This is a genomic window from Paenibacillus sp. VCA1 (assembly GCF_031583795.1).
GTDB lineage: Bacteria > Bacillota > Bacilli > Paenibacillales > Paenibacillaceae > Paenibacillus_AQ > Paenibacillus_AQ albilobatus.
This window is the reverse complement of the sequence record NZ_JAVLSX010000002.1, coordinates 466885-490752: the sequence shown is the minus strand read 5'-3', so window position 1 is coordinate 490752 and position 23868 is coordinate 466885. Positions and strand designations below refer to the sequence as shown.

Genomic DNA, 23868 nt, shown 5'->3' with positions numbered 1-23868 from the left:
TCCAGGAACGGAGGCTCGCTGCAAAATGAACAAAAGCTTGAAATTCCGCGATGACGGCACGTTTGTCATCGTCCAGTTTACGGATGTCGAATTTATCGACGAATTTGATTACGACCCCGAATCCCCCAAGTTGGACGAAGAGACGCGGCGTTTAATGGAGATGGTCATCCGGGAGGAACGACCCGATTTGATCGTGTTCACCGGAGACGTCATCGCCAGTGCGAGAACGAAAGACCCGATGGCGTCGTTCCGCAGGGCCGTCGCCGTCGCCGAGGACAATCGCGTACCGTGGGCTGCGGTTTTCGGCAATCACGATTCGGAAGGACACGTCACCCGGGCGGAGATGCACCGGCTGCAGCTGCAGCATGAATATTGCGTCGCCAAGGAAGATCCGCCGGGGGTCATCGGGGCGGGCAATTTTTTGTTGACCGTCCAGGACGACAGCGGCAAAGCGGGAGCCGCGCTTTATTTTCTCGACAGCGGCGATTACTCCCCGTTCGGCGGGTATGATTGGATCCGCAGAGACCAGATCAATTGGTACGTGTCCGAGTCCCGGGCGTTAACGGAGCAAAACGGAGGCATGCCGCTGCCGGCGCTCGCCTTTTTCCATATCCCGCTGCCGGAATACAACGAGGTATGGGATACGGAGGTGTGCCATGGACACCGCTTGGACGGCACGTGTTCCGCGCCGCGATTCAATTCGGGCATGTTTGCGGCGATGCTTGAAATGGGCGACGTGATGGGCACTTTCGTCGGGCATGACCATGCCAACGATTTTTGCGGCACGCTGCACGGCATCCGGCTTTGCTACGGGCGGGCGACCAAATACGTCAGCTACGTCGGCCATGAGCGTAAGGACCACTTCCCGACGGGAGCGCGCGTCATTCAATTGAAGGCCGGGGAAAGGGATTTCGCGACATGGATCCGCCAAAACGACGGGACCGTCGTGCGCGGGCAGCCGGAGCATCAGCCGGAAGGACGGCTCGTTCAATCGTAGATCGAACCGGCGGGGCTTTGGCATTGAACCCGTATCAGGTACATTACAGGGCCCTGGACAGTTTCGTTCTATTAGATCCGAAAAGGCGCGCGGCATTCCGCGGCCTTTTTCTTTTCCGTTTTTTTCCCTACGCGACCGGGCCGCCGCTTGTTAACGCGCTGCGAGCTTGTCGTTGACCTCCCGGATCGCCTCAGGCAGGCCGATCTGGTTGTAATATTTCACGTTTTCCTGCCACAGCATTACCGGGTCGCCCGAGCCGAGGACCGCTTTCGTCAGGTCCTCCATCGGATGGATGGCGGCGCTCAGCTTGTCCTTGTTGTCGGTGGAGAGCGAAATGATGGAATACATAAACGGCGTTGCCCTGGCGTTGTTCAGCAGCCACCGCATTTCTTCGAGGCAGGCGCGGATATTTTTTTCGCCGTAATTGTCTTTGTTGATCGGGTCGAGCCGGTACGATTGCTCCAGCCCCCAGGAGGCGAGATTGCCGAAGATTTCGGTGGAAGGATACAGCTTTTGGAGGCTAATGTATTCTCCCGTTTCCTCCCGCGGCCGGGTAATGACGATTTGCCCGTCCCTGTTCTCGTAATCTTTGCCTTCGATCCCGTATTTCATGAGCATTTTGCCTTCGGGCGACAGCAAATAATCGTACAGCCTTAAGATGCGGTCCATTTTGCGGTCATCCACTTTGGCGCTGAAGTAGCTTTCCGTCCAGTAGGTCGACGCGACGTAATAGTAGCGGTTTCCGTCTTCCGCCGGCCACAGGCGCAATATTTTGACCGAGTCGTAAAAGTCCTTGCCGGGGTGGTATTTGTCCCACATGCGGACCATTTTGCTCAAGCTTTGGGGCGTTGCCTTGTAGGCGAGCGCGCCGGCTTGTCCTTGGGTGAATTGTTCGAGCGCATCGGCTTCCTTTACGAGAAAAAAGTTCGGGTCGAGGCCCCCGTTTGCGTACAGCTCCCGGAACTGCGCAGCAACGGCGTTCATTTTGGGAGAGGCATAATAGGGAATCCACCGGTTGTTTTCCTGCACCCATTTGCTTGCCGCAAACTGCGGGAACGTGGGGCTGAACACCCAAGACAAGTAATCAAGGCTCGCGGCCGTCAGTCCGACCGTGTCATGTTGGCCGTTGCCGTCCGGATCATTTTCGGTAAACGCTTTCATCATATTGGAAAATTGATCGAAATTTGTCGGGTCCGTGAAACCCAGCTTATTCATCCAATCCTTGCGGACGAACACCACCCGCTCCAGCATCCATAAATCGTTGGTCGGGTATGCGATGCGCGGCAGCATGTACAGCTTTTTGTTGCGGCGGAGGGCGAGCGTATCGGGGATTTGCGCCACCCGGTACACGTTGGGATAAGGAGTCAGATCGTCGGGAAGCGGCCGGATGAGGCGCTGCTTGATCCAATCGGCATAAATTCCCGGAGAGTCGCTGACGAGCGAATGCGCGAACAGGTCGGGAAACCGGCCGGAGGCCGCCCATATTTTGAATTTTTCCTCATAGTCGGCGTAACTCACTTGGACCGGTTTGATCGAAATGTTGAAATCGCTCTCGATTTTCTGCAGCACGGCGTCGTTTTTTTCGAACGCCCTGCCGATATCCCAAAACGCGATGGAAATGTCGAGATGCTCACCGGCATCGGGATGGGGTTTGGCGTCCGGACCAAGGGGTTCGCCGCTGCCGCATCCCGCTCCGCCCACGGCCAGGAAAACCGCCATCCATGCCAGAATTGTAGCTTTGAACCGGAACAAAACGATCCACTCCTTTTCAAGAAGTCCCTTTCTAAAAGATGGTAAGTGAAAAAGATAGGCGCGTAAAGAGATTTCTGCCGCGGATTTCCAAACTATGTTACGATGTTCGTAATAATCAACCATATTATCCGAAATTAACGGGGGATTGGCCGTGTCCTTTTACCGCAAATTATCGATTCGTTCGCAGCTTTCGTTTATCGCCGCTTCGATCGCGGCCGTGATGTTGACAATCATCGCGGCGACGTATTTTGAAATGTCCGGGATCATCCGCGACAACAACGAAAGGTATACGAGGGACCTCGAAGCGCAGATCAAAGAGACGGTGCATTCGAACAAGGACGTCATCGACCGGCTGATGACAAACGTCGCCTACAACCAGGACGTGCAAAAGTTTCTGGTCGAACCGAACGCCGCCGAAGCCTACGTGTATTCGAAAAAGATCCACAGCCTGCTGATCAACATGGGCACCTTGAAGGAAGGGATCCTCGATATCGTCGTGTTGGGAGAAAACGGGCGCTGGTACGACCTGTTCGGCGGCAACAAGGCGGCTTCCTATTATGCCGGTTCGATTGCGCCGGAGGATTCCGTCCGTTATTTCGGGCTGAAGGATTTCGGGGATTTATACCCTTCCCGCAACGTTCTTTTGGTCGGCATGAAAATGAAATCGCTGCAGTCCGGCGAGCGGTTCAACTCCGTCATCGGCACGCTGTTTTTCGTCATCGATCCGAAAGCGCTGATCGGCCAGGCCGGCGTCGTATCAAGCGAATCCGCCACGCTCGTTTATTTGGTCGACGGCGACAACAAAATCATGTCGAGCGGCGACCCGATGGAGATCGGCAGCGAGCTGAACGGCATCATTGCGGACCATCCGGCCGCTTCGAAGCCGATCAACGTGAAACTGAACGGAAGGACCTATGTCGTTCAGAAAGAGGAACTGCCTGAGGTAAGCAGCATGATCGTCAGCATCATCCCCGTCTCCGAGCTTTTTTCCGACATCGCCAAAATCCGCAGACTGGAGCTGATCGTGTGTTTTGCCGGGGGGATCGCGATGCTGCTGCTGTTCAGGCTCGTCACAAACAACATCCTGCTGCCGCTTAAAAAACTGATGTCCTTTATGAACAACATCAGGCGGGGAGATTTGGACAAGCTGAAAACCCGGATTTCCCTGCAGGGATACGCCGAAATTACGGTCATGTCGACCGGTCTGAACAGCATGCTGGACAAGGTCGACCATTTGACGCATCAATTGCTGGAAACGAATGCGATGCTGTACGAAGCCGAACTGGAAAACAAAAAATCGGAGCTGACGTTTTTGCGCAGCCAGATCAACCCGCATTTTTTGTACAATACGCTTGAAATGGTCAAAGGGATGGCAGCGGTCCGGGGGGGGCACGAAATCCGCGACATCGCCAAATCGCTGGGGCAAATATTCCGCTACAGCATTAAAGGGGAAAACGTGGTGACGCTGGAAACGGAGATGGGGATCGTCGACTCGTACATGCAGATCCAGCAAATCCGTTTCGGCGGACGGTTTCACGTGCGATACGAGCTGCAGGACGAAGCGATGCAGTGCCTGATCCCGAAAATGATTTTGCAGCCGATCGTCGAAAATGCGGTGTTCCACGGACTGGAGCTGAAGGAGCAGCCGGGAACTTTAACGATCCGTGGGAACGTCCGTGACGATCGCGAGCTTGTTCTCGCCGTCGAAGACGACGGCTTGGGCATGGAGCCGGAGCGGCTTGCGCAGGTGCGCGATGCGCTGCACCGGCAGGAACGGGATATCGGAAGCCGCGGCGAGCCGCGGGTATCGAGCATCGGACTCGCCAACGTCAATAACCGGATCAAGCTGACGTACGGCGAAGAATACGGGCTTGAAGTCGAGAGCGCACTGGGGAAAGGGACAAAAATACGTTTATCGATGCCGGCAAGGAGGAATGTTCATGTACAAAGTATTGATCGTCGATGACGAAAGCTGGGTCGTGGAAAGCCTGAAGGCGTGCGTGGATTGGGGAAGCCTTGGTTTTGAGGTGGCCGGCGCGGCGCACAACGGGTTGGAAGCGCTTCAAAACATGGAAAGCACACGGCCGGAGGTCGTGTTTACCGATATCCGGATGCCGGGGATGACGGGGCTCGAGCTGATCAAAAAAGGAAGCGAGCTGCCTTCGCCTCCGAAATTCGTGGTGATCAGCGGTTATGCGGAATTTGCGTATGCTCAGCGGGCGCTTAATTTCGGCGCTTCGGCCTACTGCCTGAAACCTTACGACGAGCAGGAAATTGCCGGCGTTCTCGGCAAGTTGAAAAAAGCGCTCGACGCAGAACGTTTTCATTCCGAATCGCGTCTTTTACACCTTCTGACCGAACGAAACGAAGCCGGTTCGGACAGCTTGCAAGCGGAGCTCATGAAATGGGGCCTTCAGCCGGGGCCTGCGATCGGCGCGCTGGTGGCGGCCTTTGAAGACGGAACGGAGCCGGAGGCCGGACAAGGGCTCAGCGTGAAAATCGGCAGATCAAAAACGCTGCGCCTTATGGACTACGATCAATTGGAAACGGCTGCCCGTATTCTGCAGACGCAGCCTGGCTTCAAGGGAGCCGGCATCAGCTTCCCATGCGGCGATGCCGGCATGCTGAAACGGGCGATCGAAACAGCTTATGTGCTGTCCAATCAATATTTCATGACGGGCAAGCCGGGCATATTCAAGCACCGGGAAGATGGCAAAGGGGAAATCAAGGACTGCATCCGCAAACTCGGCGCGGCCATCGGCAGCAAAGACGTGCCGGCGCTGCTCCGCTGTTCCGACGAAATCAAGGCGCTTTTCCGCGAGGCGCGTCTAACGGTCAAAGACGCTTTGCACCTGTACAACGCAGCGTTTACGTTTTTGTACAGTGTCCATGGGGACGAAAACGACGGCATGCTCCTCAGCTACGAGCAGCTTATGGATATCTTTCCAAGAGGATCCGATATGATCGATTACGTAAACATGGCGGTCATGAAGGGGATCGGCAAAAATCCGGGATACGGCCCGAAGGAAACCGGCAACGAAACCTTCAAAACGATGCTGCAGTATGTGCATGAAAACTACCGCAGCGCCATTTCGATCCAAACGCTGACGCAAAAATATTACATCCATCCGAATTACATCAGCCAGCTGTTCAAAAAGGAAACCGGCGAAACGTTCACGTCCTATATTACGAGGTTGCGAATAACCTACGCTTGCGAGCTGCTGGAGCAAACGGAGGATTTGGTAAGCGAAATCGCGGAAAAGGCGGGGTACCAGGATTATTTTTATTTCACGAGAATGTTCAAAAAAGTGACCGGCCGCACGCCGACCCAGTTCCGGGAGCAGTTTGCGTAACCCGCACCGGGGGCGTCAGCCGGGTTACGCCGGTCCGATCCGGTTTGGGTATGGACAAATCTTAGGTTCGGCATGGACGATAATTAGATGTTTTGCTTTGCAGGGCGTCAGAAGCTCGAATGCGTATGTACGGGAATGCCTTTTTTGGATGAATACAAGGGTGGATGCTTTCAAGTTATATTGGGGAGGAAGGCTTTAATGATGTGCATGAACAGAGCGCAGGCGTTGACGGAGATGGCGGTGTCGCTTGGCCTTTGCCGGGGGCTGAAAGCAAGCTTCCCGTTCGGCAGATATGAAAGCGATTACAATTGGCCGTGACGTCATTTTTTTTGAAAGGAGGACCTGTCAGGAGAGCGGATGAAGCCGAAAAGCGGCGAAGAAAAAGGAGCTTCCCGGTTAACGCCCGAATTAGCGTTTGATCATTTACATTGAACATTTTAGGGGGGAATCGCTTGAAGACGATGAAAGCATGGTCCATGGCCCTTATTTTTGCGGTGATGCTGTCGATGGTCGGCTGTTCCGGCAAAGGGGCGACGGAAACGACGGGAGAAGGTGCCAAACCGGCCGAAAATGCATCCGGAAACGAAAGCCAAACCGCCGCGACCCCGGAAACGAAGGAGGAGCAGCCGCCGAAGGAAGCGGAAGAAAAGCTCGATTTCGGCGGCAAGCCGCTGCGCATCGGACAATGGTGGGGGATGGACGCGTATTTGAACGACGAGGAAAAGGCGAAACAGAAGAAGGTCGAAGAAAAATACAACACCAAAATCGAATACGTGACGGTGGAGGACACGACGGCGCGTCTCATCACGTCCTCCGTGGCGGGCGAACCTTTTGCCGACATCGTCATGATTCCGATCCGCGAGGCGTTTCCGAAGCTGGTCATCGAAGGGTACGTGCAGCCGCTGGACGGCGTCATCGACTTAGACAATCCAGCCTTCGGCAAAAATCCGGTGACTATCGGTAACGGCAAATACCAGGGCAAGCAATATGGCGTCACGCTGCCTTACACGGAAAGCCACGGTTTGTTTTACGACAAAACGCTGCTGCAGAAGTTAGGGCTGCCGGATCCGTACGAGCTTCAGGAAAAAGGGGAATGGACGTGGGATAAATTCCTCGACATGCTGAAGCAGGTCAAAGCTAGCGGGAAGGTTCCGCTGTACTTCGACAGCGAGTCGCTGCTTGCATCCGTGCTGATCTACACCAATGAGGGCCAAATCGAAGACGAGGCGACGAACAAATTCGTGCTGGAAGAGCCGAATGCGATGGAGGCGCTGCAGTTTTTCAACGACCTGTACAACGTCCACAAAGTCGTGGGCCGCACGGACGGGGCCGACTTTGGCAGCGGAAAAACGGCATTCGTCAACGGCTATCGCTGGGATAACCTCGGTTACGTCAAGGACAAGCCGAACGACATCGGGTACGTGTTTTTCCCGAAAGGGCCAAAAGCTACGGAATACGTTACCCCGTACGACAAAATGAACCTGTGGTTCATTCCGCAGGGCGTCGAAAATCCGAAAGCCGTGCTGGCCGCATGGAGCGAGTTGTATGAGTTTGACGTCGAAAAAGGAAAGCAGATCCAGCTGCAAAAAGAGGAGCCGAACATGAAAAACAAGGAGTCGCTCGACACGATGAAAAAAATGTTCGACAGTCCGTACAAGCTGATCAATTACCAGGCTTACGTCGGTTTGCCGGACGTGCTTGAAGAAGCGTTCAAAAACATCGCGAACGGCAAGGAGTCGCCATCCCAGGCCGTTCAGCGGATCAAGCCGATGGCGCAAGGGGCCATCGACGTCACGACCAAAAAATAGGTGACAGTTTCTTTGCTTCAGCACTCCGATGGCTTCATCGGGGTGCTGGATTACATATGGAGGGGATGCACCGATGACGCGGAAGTTGAACCGCCGAATGGCGCTGATCGCATTATTCGTTGGAATATGCAGCTTGTTTCCGCAGCCGCTGCCGTTTACCCCGCTTCAGGCTGCGAAGGAGGCGGCCGCGGCCGCCGATTCGCTTGCGAAGCTTGAGCTTGGATCGACGGGCAAGTACAGCTACGACCATTACATCCGTCAATACGATAGCGCCGTACGTCCGCAGCGTGAGCTGATCGTCCGGGGAGATGCCTTCACAGGGACGGATGGGATGGACGTGGCGGTGATCGGGGGCGTTGAAGGCGCCGACGGAAAGGTCGTTCAAACCGGCGAATCGGGGACGGTTTCATGGACGGTGGAGGTTCCTGAGGAAGGTTTGTACCATATGGCGCTGCGTTACCGTTCGATGCCGGGAAAAGGATCGGACATGGACCGGGAGCTCCTGATCGACGGGAAGCTGCCTTTTGCGGAAGCCCGAAATTTGGTGTTTCACCGGCTGTGGAAAAACGAAGGCGATACCGTGCAGGACGAAAAAGGCAACGACATCTATACCAAGCAGACGGAAGTGCCGATGTGGCAGGAGGCCAGCATTCAAAGCGCGGACGGGCGGCATGAGGAGCCGTATTCGTTTTATTTTTCGAAAGGAAAACACGTCATTACCCTCGTCTCCGAAAAGGAGCCGATGATGATCGATTATATCAAGCTGTATCAGCTGCCTGAGGTTCCGTCTTATGAGGAAGTGTCGCGAAGCTACAAGGCAAAGGGATACAAGGAAGCGCCCGGCGCCTTCATCAAAATCCAGGGCGAGGCAGCGGCCCTGAAATCAAGCGCCGTGCTTTACCCGATGATGGACCGCAGCAGCCCGGCGACCGAACCTTATGACATGGCCAAAATCAGGTTCAACACGATCGGTTCGTTCAACTGGTCGGAGGCGGGACAATGGATTTCATGGGACATCGAGGTTCCTGAAGACGGATTGTATAAAATCGGCGTGAAATACAACCAAAGCATGCAGCGGGGAGCCGCTTCGTACCGCAAATTGCTGATTGACGGCACCGTTCCGTTCAAGGAAGCGGAAAGCATCGCGTTCCATTTTTCTCCGGACTGGAAAATGAAAGAGCTCGGCGACGGCCAACATCCGTACCTGTTTTATTTGGCGAAAGGAAAGCATCAAATCCGGATGGACGTCACGCTGGGCGAAATGTCGCTTTACCTGCGCACCATCGAATCCAGCGTGCTGGAGCTGAACAACATGTACCGGCGGATCGTCATGATCACGGGCGTCGTGCCGGACGAATACCGGGACTACCAGCTTGAGCTCAAGCTGCCCGAGATGGTGGACGTATTCCGCCGGCAGGCGGACCTGATCGATTCGATCACCGAAAGGATCGAAAAGGCCGGGGGCAGCGGCGACCGGACGGCGACGCTGAAGCGGATCGTTTATCAGCTCCGCGAGATGGCCGATCATCCCGATACGGTGGCCCGCCGGCTGGAGACGTTCAAATCGAACGTCAGCTCGCTGGGCTCATGGATTTATTCGATCAACAACATGCCGTTGTCGATCGATTACCTCGTCGTCGCTTCGCCGGATCGGAACATGCCGGCCGCCGGCGCGGGCGTATGGGCAAACGTGAAGCATCAAGTGGGATCTTTTGCGTTGTCGTTTATCAACGATTACAACGCATTGGGCACGTCAAACGGCAAGGGTGGAAAAAAAATCAAAGTATGGATCACGATGGGGCTTGACCAGGCCAAAATTTTGAAGCGCATGGTCGAGGAGTCCTTCACCCCGGAAACCGGCGTCGGCGTCGATATCCAGGTCGTGACCGAATCGGTGCTGCTGCAGGCGATGCTTGCCGGCCGCGGACCGGATGTCGCTTTCTCCGTCGGCAACGACAAGCCGCTTAATTACGCGCTGCGCGGCGGCGTCGAGGATGTATCGAAATATCCGGGATTCGATGACGTGAAACGGCAGTACAGCGAAAGCGCCTTTGTCCCTTACACCTTTAACGGCGCCGTTTACGGTTTGCCTGTGGAACAATACTTCCCGGTGCTGTTTTACCGCAAGGATATCCTCGAGGAATTGAACCTTGAAGTGCCTCAAACCTGGGACGACGTGTATGCCATGATCCCGGAGCTGCAAAAAAACAACCTGCTGTTCGGATTCCCGATCCAAGTGCTCGTCAAAACCGGCTCCAACGTTCAGGAGAGCGGCAACCTGCCCGTCAATCCGACCTACGGCACGCTGCTTTATCAAAAGGACGGCACGCTGTATTCGCAAGACGGCCAAACGAGCGCCCTTGATTCGGAAACGTCGGTTCAAGCGTTCATCGAATGGTCGGAGCTGTACACAACCTATAAGCTGCCGATCGAAACGGATTTCACGAACCGCTTCCGCAGCGGGGAAATGCCGATCGGCATCGCCGATTACACCCGGTTCAACATGATCAGCGTGACGGCCCCCGAATTGAAAGGGTTGTGGGATATCGCCCCCGTTCCCGGCACGAAACGGGAGGATGGCTCCATACGGCGCGACGTCCCGGCATCGGGCAACGCGGCGGTGATGCTGAAAAGCAGCAAGCATAAACCCGAAGCTTGGCAATTTATGCAGTGGTGGACGAGTTCGAAAGTGCAGGCGAAATTCGGGTGGGAAAGCGAGGCCATTTTCGGGCCGGCTGGCCGGTTTGCCACAGCCAATCTCGAAGCGGTCGGGCAGCTGCCTTGGCAGGTCAAGGATTACAAAACGCTCATGGAGCAGTGGCAGTGGGCGAAGGGCGTTCCGGAAGTGCCCGGCGGTTACTTCACGGGGAGACATCTGGACAACGCCTTCCGCAGCGTGGTCATCTCCAATGAAGACCCGCGGGAAGCGATCCGCAATTACACGAGGTTCGTCAACGACGAAATTGCGAAAAAACGGAAGGAATTCGGGCTGCCGGAAGGCGAGAAAGAGAGGTGATCCCGATGTCAGACCTAGAGAATGTTCGCTTGAGGTTGCCGGACCCGGCCAGGACCGCATCACCGCCCGTTCCCGGCCGCAAACCGGGAAAGTTGGCAGAGCTGATGAAGCAAATGAGGCAGCAAAAGCAAGGGTATGTTCTGCTCGCTCCTTATTTCGTCTTGTTTTTCGTTTTTACGGCTTTTCCCGTCCTGATGGCGTTTGCGTTAAGCTTCACCTATTTCAACGTGCTGGAGCCGCCGAAGTGGATCGGCTGGGATAATTACGCGACGTTGTTCATCAAGGACGAAGTGTTTCTGATCGCCTTGAAAAACACGCTGCTGTTTGCGGTCATTACCGGGCCGATCAGCTATATCGCCTGTTTTATGCTCGCATGGCTCATCAATGAGCTGTCGCCGAAATTGCGGGCGGTGGTGACGCTGCTTTTTTATGCCCCTTCGATTTCCGGCAACGTTTATTTGATCTGGCAGGTCGCCTTTTCGGGCGATTCCTTCGGTTACGTGAACGCATTTTTGATGAAATGGGGATTTATCCTGGAGCCGATCCAATGGCTTCAGAATCCGAAATACATGCTGTTCATTATCATGCTCGTCCAGCTGTGGCTCAGCCTCGGCACCGCTTTTCTCGCTTTTATCGCCGGGCTTCAGGGCCTCGACAAAACGTTGATCGAAGCCGGCGCGATCGACGGCGTGAAAAACCGCTGGCAGGAGCTGTGGCATATCACCTTGCCGTCGATGCGCCCGCAGCTCATGTTCGGGGCGGTCATGCAAATTACGAGTTCTTTTGCCGTCGCCGACGTGGCCACGAATATGGCGGGTTTTCCGAGCCCGCAATATGCGGCGCATACGATCGTAACCCATCTGAACGATTACGGCACGATCCGGTTTGAGATGGGATACGCCTGCGCCATCGCTAGCGTATTGTTTGTCATCATGCTCGGCACGAACATGGTGATCCAGAAGCTGCTCAGGAAAGTGGGGGAATAGATCCCATGCAGGCAAAACTTCAACTTCGGCTGCGCAGGGAGAGGAAGGTGAACCGCTCGCTTCCGGTGGACATCGCCATTTTCGGTCTTTTGGCATGCGCCGGGGCGTTTATGGCCGCGCCGTTTGTGTTTATGATCAGCACGGCGCTGAAACCGCTGGACGAAATGTTCCTGTTCCCGCCGACGTTTATCGTGCGCAATCCGACGCTGGACAACTTTTACGATTTGTTTCTCATTTTCGCCAACTCTTGGGTTCCGCTGTCGCGGTATATTTTCAACACGTTTTTCGTCGCGTTTCTCGGTACGGCCGGTCACGTCGTGCTCGCTTCGATGGCCGCTTATCCGCTGGCCAAATTAAAGCTGCCCGGCGGCAGGTTTTTGTTTACGCTTGTCGTGCTGTCGCTTATGTTCGCGTCCCAGGTCACGTCGATTCCGAACTATCTGACCGTCAGCTGGCTTGGGCTGCTGAACACGTATTGGTCGCTCATTTTTCCGGCCTTCGCCACTTCGCTCGGGTTGTTTTTGATGAAGCAGTTCATGGAGCAGATTCCGGACTCGCTGATGGAAGCGGCCAAAATCGACGGCGCCAGCGAATACCGCATCTTCTGGAACATCGTCATGCCGATCGTCAAGCCGGCATGGTTGACGCTGATCATTTTCTCCTTCAAAGGATTATGGGGAACCGGAGCGGGAGGCCAAGGCGCTTCGTTTATTTACAGCGAGCAGCTGAAGACGATGGATTACGCGTTCAGCCAGATTTTGTCGGGCGGCTTCGTCCGGTCCGGACCGATGGCCGCGGCGGCATTGATCATGATGGTCGTGCCGGTGGCGATCTTCATTTTGACGCAAAGCAACGTCATTCAGACGATGTCGACGTCGGGGATGAAAGACTGATGGTGAGGAGGGAGTGCAATTGGGTGTCAGGAAATGGGCGGCGTGGCTGCTTGCATTGGCGCTTCTTGCCGTCGGTACCCCGGTGAAAGCGGAGGTGCCGGACCATGGATACAACTACTCGTATTGGAGGGAAGCCGAACCGGCGCCATATCCGTACTTGGCGGAAACAACGATTTACGGCTCGGATTTAGGCATCGGCCACTGGAATGAGCCGCAGGACGTGTTCGTGGACGAGGATCGGGACATCTTCATTGCGGACACGGGCAACAACCGGATCGTTCATTTGGACGAAAAGGGGAAGCTGCTGGGGGTGATATCCGCTTTCGACAACGGTGGGAAAAAAGATACGTTCAACAAGCCGAGCGGCGTGTACGTCGACCGGACGAACAGGCATCTGTTCGTCGCCGATACGCAAAACGGACGGGTGGTCGAGATGGAGCGAAGCGGCAGACTGATCCGGATGTACGGACCTCCGGTGTCCAGCATCATTCCGAAAGGATTTCAATATTTTCCGTTAAAAGTGGCCGTGGACAAAACGCAAAGGCTGTACGTGATCGCCCAAGGCGCATACGAAGGCATTATGGAGTTTGACGCCAAAGGGAATTTTCGGGGATACGTCGGCACGAACAAAGTGAGGTTCAGTCCGGTCGACCTGTTCTGGAAGCGGTTCTCCACCAAGGAGCAAAGCAGCCAAATGCAGCTGTTCCTGCCGATCGAGTTCGCCAATATGGATTTGGACGACAAAGGTTTTATTTATGCGGTCTCTTCGGAAGTTAATGCAGCCCGTCCGATAAAACGGATTAACCCGGGCGGGGAAGACGTATTGCGAAGGGAGGGTTATTTCGATCCGGCCGGCGACGTTTCCGCCGTTCAGGTGGATGCCGCCAAGCAAAAAACGATCCAAAACGCCGGCAGCTCAACGTTCGTCGACGTCATTTACGACAAAAGCGGCATCTATAGCGGCCTGGACTCGAAACGCAACCGGATATTCGCGTACAACGGCGACGGCAACATGCTCTACCAGTTCGGGGGCGTCGGCATGAGCGAAAACCGGTTTCAAAAGCCGACGGCCATGGCGATGCTCGGCGACCGGATGGTGGTGCTCGACGCCGGGATGAACCGGCTTACCGTGTTTGCTCCGACCCGCTACGGATCGCTGATCCGCGCCGGGGTCGAGGCGCAATATAACGGCAAAGACGACGAGGCGGCCAAGGATTGGGAAGAAGTGCTCAAGCTGAACGCCAATTTTGACATCGCCTATATCGGCATTGGCAAATCGCTTTTGCAAAAGGGCGAAAACAAACAGGCGATGGAATATTTCAAAAACGGGAACAACCGGAAGTATTATTCCGAGGCGTTGAACCGGTACCGTTCGGAGTATTTGTGGAACCACTTCGGCACCGCGATGACGGTCGTGCTGGGGGCGGCGGGTGCTTTGCTTGCGCTTCGGATCGTCCGGGCGAGGCGGAGGGTTGCGGTCCATTACACGGATACGGCGGCGTGGAGGATGCCGCTGCGCACGATCGTCCGTCCGTTCAGCGGCTTCTGGGAACTGAAATACGAAAACAAAGGAAAAGTCGCGATCGCGGTTTTCATTTTGCTTATGCTTGTCGTGACGATGATTTTGAAACGGCAGTATGCCGGTTTCATCGTCAATTTCAACAAGCCGAGCGAGTTCAGCAGCGTTGATGAGCTGAAATATATCGTCCTGCCGTTTATGCTGTTTTGCGTTTCGAACTGGTCGCTGACGACCTTGATGGACGGCGAAGGGAAATTCAAAGAGATCGTCATGGCCGCCGGATATGCGGCGCTGCCGCTCGTCATCATTTTTTTGCCGCAAACCGGGGTCAGCAACTTCATGACCGAAGCCGAAAGCCCGTTTTATTATTTGCTCGATTCCATCGCGTACCTGTGGTTCGCCTGGCTGCTTTTCGTCGGCACGATGACGGTGCATCAATATTCGATCGGCAAAACGGTCGCGACGTTGTTTTTAACCGTGCTGGTCATGGCTTTTATCGTCTTTCTGGGCATTCTTTGCTTCAGTTTGGTGCAGCAGATGGCGACGTTCGTTCAGGCGTTGTACCGCGAAATCATCGTTCGCTTGTAAAGGGGGGAGAAACGGTTGAGACGCAAAACAGCAGGATGGTGGCTGGCGGCACTCGCCGGCGTTTGCCTGGTCGCTTACGCAAGCTTTCAGATCATGAAACCTGCAGGCGGCCGCGAAGCGGCGGGATCCGCAGAAACACCCGGCAGCCTATCCGGTGAGGGGAAGACGCCCGAATCCGCCCGTTTCGAAAGTAACGCCGAAGGCTGGAACCTGATCACCGAAAATGAAGATCTCGCGCTTTACATCGATCCGGAAACGACGGAGACCGCGGTCAAGGACAAGCGCAGCGGACAGATGTGGTATTCCAACCCGCAGGACCGGGACGAAGATAAAAAGGCGGAAGCGGTCAATTTCGAAAACCTGTCCGCCCAATTTTCCATCGTGTACAACAACGAAAAAGGGCAGACGTTTTACGCGAACAACTATACCGAGGCGGTGAAACGCAAACAGTTCGATATTTTGAAAACGGACCATGGCGTCAAAATCATCTATCGGCTCGGGGATTTTCAGAAAGGGCTGGAAGCCGTCCCGCAATTCATTTCGAAGCAGCGGATGGATGACTTGATATTAAGCAAAATCCAGGATGAAAGCGTCAAATTCGAGATCGAGAAACGGTTTTTCCTCGATGAGGAAACGCAGGTTTACAAACGGAAGGAAATGCCGGAGTACGTCGTAAAGGACGTCGTGGCCATCCTGGAATCGGTCGGTTATACGGCGCAGGATGCCAAAAAGGATAACGAGCTGAACCAGGCGGGCGAGCAGAAATCCTCGGCAGCGGCGAAATTCACCGTACCGGTCGAATACCGGCTGGACGGCCGGAGTTTGGTCGTTCAGGTCCCCGTCAAGGAAATCCGGGATACGGAGCCGTTCCCGATCGAGTCGATCCAGCTGCTTGAAATGTTCGGCGCGGCCGGGACGAAGGAAAGCGGATATATGTTCGTTCCCGACGGGTCGGGAGCGCTGATCCGTTTGAACAACGGAAAAGTCGCCGCCCAGCCCTACGAAATGCCGATATACGGCCAAGACCGCACCTTGAAAGAGAAGACGACGGAAATCAAGGAATTTACCGAAACGACCAGGCTGCCCGTTTTTGGCATGAAAAAAGGGGAGCAGGCCTTTTTCTGCATCATTGAGGCCGGAGATGCGGTCGCTTCGATCCATGCCGACATCAGCGGAAGGGTCAATTCCTACAACCGGGTCAGCGCCAAATTTTTGCTGAAACCGATGGAGCTGTTTACGTACCGTGCAGGCAGCGTAAAAAAGGACAGCCCGATGTTTCCGGAAATGTACGGGGGTGGCATCCGGCTGCGGTATACGTTCCTGTCCGGCGCGTCGGCCGATTATGCCGGCATGGCCCGCCATTATCAGGATTATCTCGTGCAAAACGGCAAACTGACCAAGCTCGAAGCTTCCCAAGATACGCCTTTTGTGCTTGATCTCGTCGGCTCCATTCCGGTACGCGAAACGTTCCTCGGCATCCCGTACCGGTCGGTGAAGGCGCTGACGACCTTCCAAGAGGCCGAATCGCTGGTTGGCATGTTGAAGGGCAAAGGCATCGGCAGCATCAAGCTGCGTTATTCGGGATGGTTCAACGGCGGGCTTGCCCATCATTATCCGGACGACATCGACGTCGATGCCGCGCTTGGCGGCGAAAAGGGCTTCGAACATCTGGTTCGCTTCGCCAAGGAACAAAACGTCGAGCTCTATCCGGACGTTTCCTTCCTGCAGGTATACCGCAGCGGACATGGATTCAAGCCTTCCCGCGACGGGGCAAGCTTTTTGTTCCGCGAAGGCATCGCGCAGTACAAAACGGATCCGGTAACGGCAAATCGGGGCGATTTGGATTATTACCTGCTGTCGCCGAAGAAGCTGCCAAAGCTCGTGGACGATTTTTTGCAGGATTATAAAACATGGAGCGTGGGCGGAGTATCGCTGCGTGATTTGGGGGACGATATCCATTCCGACGTGACGTCCGGCAGGACGACCGACCGGCAGGCCGGCGCGGCGCTGAACGAGGAGGCGGTGAAGAGGCTGAAAGAGGCGGCCGGAAAAACGATGGTGAGCGGCGGCAACGCAGGCGTGCTGCCATACGCGGATATCGTGGTCAATGCGCCGGCCCGCAGCAGCGGGTTTAATATCGCCGACGAGGAAGTCCCTTTTTATCAAATGGTGCTGCACGGATATGTCGACTATTCGGGAGAACCCGTCAATCTGGATCGGGACCAAAGCGGGCGGGCCAGCTTGCTTAAAACGCTTGAGACCGGTTCCGGCGTGTATTACAGATGGTTTTACGAAAAAGCTTCCGCCGTGAGGAACACCGACTTCAACGATTTGTATTCGGCCCGGTACAAGGATTGGCTCGACGAAGCGGTGCGTTATTACAAGGAAGCAAACGGGGTGTTGAAGGACGTCCGGGACCAGAGGATCGTAGGCCACGAGAAGCTGGCAGAGGGCGTATTCCGTACAACCTACGAAAACGGCAAAACCGTCACGGTCAATTACAACGCTTCGGGCGTGAGTCTGGACGGCGGCGTTGTCCTTGAAGGCGAAAGCTATCGAATAGGCGGTGGAAAGCGATGAAAAAGAAGCTGACGTTGTCGCAAAAAAAGTCGCTGCTCGGCGTGTTGTTCATCGGTCCGTGGTTTTTAGGCTTCGTGTTTTTGTTTGCGGTCCCTTTGTACGAATCGCTTGTATACAGCTTTAATCACTTGACGGTCGCCATGAGCGGTTTCGATACAAAGTTTGCGGGGCTTCAGTTTTACAAGGAAATTTTTTACAAACATCCGACCTTTAACCGGGTGCTGCTGGATGCGGTTGCGGACCTCCTGATCAACATCCCCTCGATCGTCGTTTTCAGCTTGTTTGCCGCCACCCTGCTCAACCAGAAATTCCGGGGGAGAGTGCTGGCCCGCGCCATCTTTTTCCTGCCGGTGCTGCTTGCCACGAACCTGTTGTCCATCGAGCAGAGCAGCAATTTGGCGGAAGTGGCGCAAACGGTGACCGGCGGAGGGGATGCGGGACTTAAAAGCAGCGAGCTCGAAGCGCTTCTTTTGCAGTCCGGGTTCGGCAGCGGCTTGACCATGTACATCACGGGTTCGGTCAACCGCATTTACGAAATCATCAGCCATTCCGGCGTGCAAATCCTGATTTTTTTGGCCGGGCTTCAATCCGTGCCCCCGGCGCTGTACGAAGCCGCCAAAATCGAAGGGACGACCGGGTACGAGGCGTTTTGGAAAATTACGTTCCCGATGGTCAGCCCGCTCATTTTGACGAACATCGTTTATACCGTCATCGATTCCTACAATTACAACAAGCTGAGCGTGCTGATCAACGATACGGCGTTCAAAGCGCTGAACTTCAGCCTGAGTGCGGCGATGTCGTGGGCCTATTTCGCGGTGGCGTCCATTATTTTGCTGATCTTGGTTCGCCTCGTGTCCCGGAAGGTGTTTTATTTCGATTGAGCGGGAAGATGCCTGTCATTTTGAGGGATTAAAGGAGGGAGACGGATTTTGAAACAGGTTGTGGTCAAGGCGGCGGCAGGTTATGCCCGTTATTCCAGGGAAAAGCAGCCGCTGCTCAAAATGCAGCATTTTGCCTGGGTTCTCATCCGGGCGGTGTTGGTTACGGGTCTTTGTTTCGTCATTTTGTATCCGATATTTTTTAAAATTTCGATTTCGTTTAAAGAGAGGGCGGATATGCTCGATCCGACCGTCCTTTGGATTCCGAAGCATTTCACGCTCGACAATTTCCGGTTTGCGGCCCATACGCTGCATTATGCCGACACCTTTTTGAATTCGCTGTTCATTTCGCTGCTGACGACGCTGCTGCAGGTCATCTCCTGTTCGCTCGCCGCCTTCGGCTTCGCCCGGCTACGGTTCAAGGGCAGCGGCATCCTGTTTGCGCTTGCGGTGTTTACGATCGTCGTCCCGCCGCAGACGCTGATGATTCCGACCTACTTGAATTTTCGCTTTTTTGATCTGGCTGGCCTTTTGTCCTTGTTCGGCGGGCATGGAATCAATTTGCTGGACAGCTATTGGCCTTTCATTTTGCAGGCGGCGACGGGCATGGGAATCAAAAGCGGCTTGTTTATCTTTATTTTCCGGCAATTTTTCCGCGGGATTCCGAAAGAACTCGAAGAGGCCGCTTATATCGACGGCTGCGGCGTATTCCAGACGTTTTACCGGATCATGCTTCCGAACGCCGTTCCGGCGATCGTGACCGTTTTTCTATTCTCTTTCGTCTGGATGTGGAACGACAATTATTACGTGTCGCTGCTGCTGACGAGAATCAAGGTGCTGTCGACGATGCTGCCGACGATGTGGACGGCCACGCAGTTCGAGGACGGATTGTATGCCTATATGATCAAAAATACGGGGGAGCTGCTGTTCATCGCCCCGATTATCATTTTGTACGTGTTCGTGCAGCGGTATTTCGTCGAAAGCGTGGAACGGACCGGCATCGTCGGCTGACGGCTTCCTTCTACGATTAGGTGATGTTTTTGTCGTTTGCAATCCAATCAGGGGTCGTCCCAAAAGTCACTTGACCCAGGGCGGCTCCTTTGTCTGTTATGAGGATCATATCCCTGATGCCGCCATATTTCAAATAAACCACCGGTTTTTCTTAATTCGGTTGTTCTCAAAAGCACTTGAAATTTACTTTTGGGACAGCCTCTTTTTAATTTTTTGTTCTTAATCGCATGTTCCATGCAGCCGCGATCGCAATCGCCGCCGATTTCTGTGGAACTTTGTCTTTAGGTTTGCGCAATCTTGATGTATCCTACTAATATGTGGAAGTCTTGCGAAACATTTTTCAGAGGGAAAGGAGCTTGAAGGAGCGCAAAATGTGGAAGTACATCCTTTATCGGACGGTGCAATCCGTTGTCGTGCTGTTCGTCGTTTCTTCGGTTGCGTTCGTTCTGATGCATCTCATGCCGGGAAATCCGTGGGCCAGCATTGGAATGACGGAAGAGCAATACAAGTGGGTGGACGAGCAGAAGCATTTACACGGGCTGGACCTGCCGATTTACGAACAGTATTTTCGTTGGCTCAAGGGACTTGCGAAAGGGTATCTGGGAGTAGATTATAATTTCGTTCCGATTGACAGCTACATTTGGTGGCATGCCAAAAACAGCTTTATCCTTTTGGGCACCGCATGGCTGATTACGCTTATGGTCGCCATTCCGTGGGGAATACATAACAGTACCAAACCTTATGGCATCTCCGATCGAACGGCATTATTTTTAGGCGCGATCGGGTTCAGCGTCCCCGGCTTCGTGCTGGGCTATTGGCTGCAGCAGATTTTTTCCATGCAGCTTTTATGGCTGCCGCCGAGCAGCATGCACACCCCTTCCATGGAGGGCGATCTATGGGATTTGGTACAGCATATGATTCTCCCCGTGGCTACGTTGGTCATGGGCATGCTCGCCTATTATTTGAAGTTTGTCCGCGACGGCATGATGGAAGTTTTGGAATCTCCTTTTCTGATGACCGCCCGGGCAAAGGGAGCTTCGGACCGCAGGGTCGTCTATCGGCATGCGCTTAAAAACGCCCTGATTCCGATCATCACGCTGATTGCGCTCGACCTTCCCGTTCTGATCAGCGGATCGGCGATCGTCGAAAACGTGTTTAATTGGTACGGGCTTGGCCCGTTGATGGTCACTTCGGCCCTCAAGCGCAACTTTCCGGTTTTGATCGCCATCATTATGGTCGTATCGGGTTTTATTGTCCTGGCAAACTGGGCGGCGGATTTGCTGTATACTTTGGTGGATCCGAGAGTCCGTCTGACGGGTAAAAAAAGCGTCGCGAAATAACGGGAAAGCGTTATTTTTGGCCGGGTGGAACAAAAAAGCAGATGGATGGAATACCAGGTTTGACTTTTTCTGCGTCATGCGGTTTGATCATAATAGTCATCCTTTGAAAACGCTGACATGTTTTTCGGGCATTCTTTTTCTTATTTTTCGAAGCATGAGAAGGAGGCGTAAATCATGGAGCATCACGGCAACGTAAACACGGCGAAAAAAACGGCCCTCGTCACGGGGGGCAGCCGGGGCATCGGGCGCGGCATCGCGCTCGCTTTGGCCGGGGCGGGATACGAAATCATGATCACCCATTACCGCGATGACGCCATGGCCGAACAAACCGCCGAAGAAATTGCGAAGCGATCGGGCAGACCCTGCACGGTCCGCGAAGGCGATTTAACGGATGCGGACGAAGCGGTCCAAACGGCGGCGGAGGCGATGCGGGCGATGGGGCAGATCGACTGTCTCATCAATAATGCGGGCGTCGGGATGTATGCATCCATCACGGAATTGCCGTTGGAGCATCTGGATTATACGATGCAGCTCAACTTCCGCGCGCCGATGCTGTTGATGAGAGAGGTTTCGAAGCGTATGATCGAGGCCGGGCGCGGAGGAAACATCATCAATATTTTATCGACGCATGCCGAACGGGCATATCCCGGAGACGCCGTCTACGGAGGGATAAAAGCAGCGCTGAAGCGGGCGGCCGAATCGGTGGCGCTGGACCTGGCGCCGTACGGGATCCGGGTTAACTGCATCGCCCCCGGCGGCATTCTCGTCCGTGAACCGGAACCGTCCGACGACAACATGGGCTCGCTCGTGCCGCTCGGCCGGATCGGTTTCCCGGACGATATCGGACAAGCGGCGCTTTGGCTTGTGTCGGAACACGCTTCCTATATTACGGGAATTACGGTCCGGATCGACGGCGGGCTGATCCTGCCGGGCATGCCGGAGGATGGAAAAACCTCCTGGGGATTTCGCAAAGTGGAGCCTTTCCGCGTCAACTGACGTGCATCTTACTTTTTTATCATAAAAAGGCGGCAGACGCCCGGAAGAACCGGGAGCTGCCGCCTTACTGCGTGCAGGGACTTATTCATGGCTTGGGCGATATGAAACCGGGAGTGTGAGGCAACCGCCGTTTGATCTGCTCCAAAATTCGCCGGGATACCGTAATGGTGCGGGGATATGCGAATTCATCCCGGAAATGCAGCGTGTTGCCGTCGATATTTGTAATTTTGTTCACATTCACGTAAAGATTGGAGGCGGCACGGACGAAGTTGGGCCGGGATTTGAGGGAAGCCAGTTCGGCGGAGGACATTCTCTTTTTTATAATGTAATTCCTGCCGTGAAAAATGACCTGCTCCTGCGTGCCGGTTTTAAAGAAAAATGCATCGGTGACCGGGTCGAAATCGTGGTATTCGGTGACCACCTTGTCGTTTTGGTTCATCTTACAAAAGCCCCCTTTAGAAGATGATGGCTGTTAGCGCTTTCATTTTAACATATTTTCGGGCGAAATATTATATTTTTTTGTGAACTTTACTATTTTTTTTGTAAGCTTGGACAAAAACCTGAAACAGGTCCGTTATTTCGGCTTGGCGGACAGGATAAAACGCCCCAAAAAGGCAGGATTCTTCGCCGAAGTCGATTCAAAAACACAATATAAAAAAACCGTCCCTCGTCACGAAAATGACGGAAGGACGGTTTTTGTCGCATCAGGCGTTTTCCAAGATCGTATTTAACGTCGTGCGGTCGAGACCTTTGACGAGTTTGACCAAAAGCTCTTTCGCCGCGTCGTAATCATCCGTGTGAATGATCGAAGACGACGTATGGATATACCGCGAACAAATGCCGATCACGGTCGACGGCACCCCGATGCCGCTCAAATGGACTTGTCCGGCGTCGGTGCCGCCCTGCGATACGAAATATTGATATTTGATTTTGTGCGTGTCGGCGGTATCCTGCACGTATTCGACCAATCCGCGGTGCGTCAGCATCGAAGGGTCGAAAATGCGGAGAAGCACGCCTTGTCCGATATGGCCGAAGGAGCTTTTGTCCCCGGTCATATCATTGGCTGCGCTTGCGTCAAGCGCAAAAAAGATGTCCGGCTGAATCAGGTTGGCCGAAGTCCGTGCGCCGCGAAGCCCAAGCTCCTCCTGCACGGTCGCCCCGCAATACAGCGTGTTCGGCAGCTTTTCCTTGTGGAGCGCTTCGAGCAATTCGACCGCCAAACCTACACCGTAGCGGTTGTCCCATGCTTTGGCCATAATTTTTTTCGGATTGGCAAGCGGCGTGAATTCGCAAATCGGCACGATTTGCTGCCCCGGGCGAATCCCGAACGATTCGGCGTCTTCGCGGTTGTCGGCGCCGATGTCGATATACATCGCTTTGATGTCCACAGGTTTGTTCCGCTGGGATTCATCCAGCAGGTGGGTCGGGATGGAGCCGACCACGCCGATGACGGGACCGTTAGGCGTCATGATTTGCAGACGCTGCGCCAAGACGGCCTGGCTCCACCAACCGCCAAGCGGCTGAAAGCGGATCATGCCGGCATCGGTGATGCCCGTCACCATAAAGCCGACTTCGTCAAAATGGCCGGCGACCATGACCTTCGGTCCTTGCTCGTCGCCGCGGAGCACGCCGAAAAGGCTGCCCAGCCGGTCCTGAACAAATTCTTCTGTATAAGCGGACATCAATTCCTTGACGTACGTCCGAAGCTCTTTTTCGAAGCCCGAAGCTGCAGGAAATTCCGTCAGCTTGCGGAAGAGGTCCATCGTTTTTTGATCCATGCAACAATTCTCCTTTGCGCGTTCTTTTTGTTCCTGCCGGAATGTTCCCATCCCGGAGTCTATGTAGCCTTCATTCCTATAGTATGAACTCCCGGATGCGGATTGTCCATGTTGCCGCGATGAAGCACCTCCCCCCGGCTCCGGAATACGATAAATATAGATGAACGCCCTGATTAAGGTGCAGAAGGGAGCATCATACATGGAGTTCATACAAATGAACAAAGCAGTGATTCTTGTCTGCGTGCTGCTAATTTTGTTGATCATCGTCCTGATGTGTTTTTGAGAGAGCGGACCGTGATCATACATCTTTAGGCCGTTGTCTCAGACAGCTGCCCGGACTAAAGCCTTCCGGGCGGCTGTTTGCCGTAAGTGC

Annotated in this window: 16 protein-coding genes; 13 read left to right on the top strand and 3 right to left on the bottom strand. The window is 54.4% G+C overall.

Annotated features, from left to right (window positions below):
* Positions 1–25 precede the first annotated feature (25 nt).
* Positions 26–997 carry a metallophosphoesterase family protein gene (locus tag RJP21_RS05880; RefSeq protein WP_310858472.1) on the top strand — a complete coding sequence of 324 codons (972 nt, stop codon included), beginning with the start codon at positions 26–28 and terminating at the stop codon, positions 995–997.
* Positions 998–1147: 150 nt separating this feature from the next.
* On the opposite strand, the gene RJP21_RS05875 is transcribed toward RJP21_RS05880, so the two are convergent.
* On the bottom strand, positions 1148–2749 hold the full coding sequence (locus RJP21_RS05875; RefSeq protein WP_310858471.1) for a type 2 periplasmic-binding domain-containing protein: 1602 nt from the start codon (positions 2747–2749) through the stop codon (positions 1148–1150).
* A 151-nt stretch (positions 2750–2900) separates the two neighbouring features.
* Between RJP21_RS05875 and RJP21_RS05870 the strand changes: the two genes are divergently transcribed.
* From RJP21_RS05870 to RJP21_RS05815, 12 genes are all read left to right on the top strand, one after another.
* Positions 2901–4715: a sensor histidine kinase gene (locus RJP21_RS05870; RefSeq protein ID WP_310858470.1), complete on the top strand. Its 1815-nt coding sequence runs from the start codon at positions 2901–2903 to the stop codon at positions 4713–4715.
* Positions 4690–6102 carry a response regulator transcription factor gene (locus RJP21_RS05865; RefSeq protein WP_310858469.1) on the top strand — a complete coding sequence of 471 codons (1413 nt, stop codon included), beginning with the start codon at positions 4690–4692 and terminating at the stop codon, positions 6100–6102. Before RJP21_RS05870 ends, RJP21_RS05865 begins: the two co-directional genes overlap by 26 nt.
* A 461-nt stretch (positions 6103–6563) precedes the next feature.
* Positions 6564–7910: an ABC transporter substrate-binding protein gene (locus RJP21_RS05860; protein ID WP_310858616.1), complete on the top strand. Its 1347-nt coding sequence runs from the start codon at positions 6564–6566 to the stop codon at positions 7908–7910.
* A 73-nt stretch (positions 7911–7983) separates the two neighbouring features.
* A complete protein-coding gene (locus RJP21_RS05855; RefSeq protein ID WP_310858468.1) occupies positions 7984–10926 on the top strand; it encodes an extracellular solute-binding protein in 2943 nt (980 codons plus the stop codon).
* A gap of 5 nt (positions 10927–10931) precedes the next feature.
* On the top strand, positions 10932–11912 hold the full coding sequence (locus tag RJP21_RS05850; RefSeq protein ID WP_310858467.1) for a carbohydrate ABC transporter permease: 981 nt from the start codon (positions 10932–10934) through the stop codon (positions 11910–11912).
* A 5-nt stretch (positions 11913–11917) separates the two neighbouring features.
* A complete protein-coding gene (locus RJP21_RS05845; protein WP_310858466.1) occupies positions 11918–12805 on the top strand; it encodes a carbohydrate ABC transporter permease in 888 nt (295 codons plus the stop codon).
* 19 nt (positions 12806–12824) lie between these two features.
* Positions 12825–14912, top strand: coding sequence for a YIP1 family protein (locus RJP21_RS05840; RefSeq protein WP_310858465.1), 2088 nt, complete (start codon positions 12825–12827; stop codon positions 14910–14912).
* 15 nt (positions 14913–14927) lie between these two features.
* On the top strand, positions 14928–17492 hold the full coding sequence (locus RJP21_RS05835; protein ID WP_310858464.1) for a DUF5696 domain-containing protein: 2565 nt from the start codon (positions 14928–14930) through the stop codon (positions 17490–17492).
* Positions 17489–18373: a carbohydrate ABC transporter permease gene (locus RJP21_RS05830; RefSeq protein WP_310858463.1), complete on the top strand. Its 885-nt coding sequence runs from the start codon at positions 17489–17491 to the stop codon at positions 18371–18373. Before RJP21_RS05835 ends, RJP21_RS05830 begins: the two co-directional genes overlap by 4 nt.
* A 120-nt stretch (positions 18374–18493) precedes the next feature.
* Positions 18494–19381 (top strand): carbohydrate ABC transporter permease, encoded by an 888-nt coding sequence (locus RJP21_RS05825; RefSeq protein ID WP_310858615.1) that lies wholly within the window; start codon positions 18494–18496, stop codon positions 19379–19381.
* Positions 19382–19752: 371 nt separating this feature from the next.
* Positions 19753–20721 carry an ABC transporter permease gene (locus tag RJP21_RS05820; protein WP_310858462.1) on the top strand — a complete coding sequence of 323 codons (969 nt, stop codon included), beginning with the start codon at positions 19753–19755 and terminating at the stop codon, positions 20719–20721.
* 174 nt (positions 20722–20895) lie between these two features.
* Positions 20896–21717 carry an SDR family NAD(P)-dependent oxidoreductase gene (locus RJP21_RS05815; protein WP_310858461.1) on the top strand — a complete coding sequence of 274 codons (822 nt, stop codon included), beginning with the start codon at positions 20896–20898 and terminating at the stop codon, positions 21715–21717.
* A gap of 85 nt (positions 21718–21802) precedes the next feature.
* On the opposite strand, the gene RJP21_RS05810 is transcribed toward RJP21_RS05815, so the two are convergent.
* Positions 21803–22156, bottom strand: coding sequence for a LytTR family transcriptional regulator DNA-binding domain-containing protein (locus RJP21_RS05810; RefSeq protein WP_310858460.1), 354 nt, complete (start codon positions 22154–22156; stop codon positions 21803–21805).
* A gap of 265 nt (positions 22157–22421) precedes the next feature.
* Positions 22422–23495, bottom strand: a complete 1074-nt coding sequence (locus RJP21_RS05805; RefSeq protein ID WP_310858459.1) for a M42 family metallopeptidase — start codon at positions 23493–23495, stop codon at positions 22422–22424.
* Between the last annotated feature and the right edge of the window lie 373 nt (positions 23496–23868).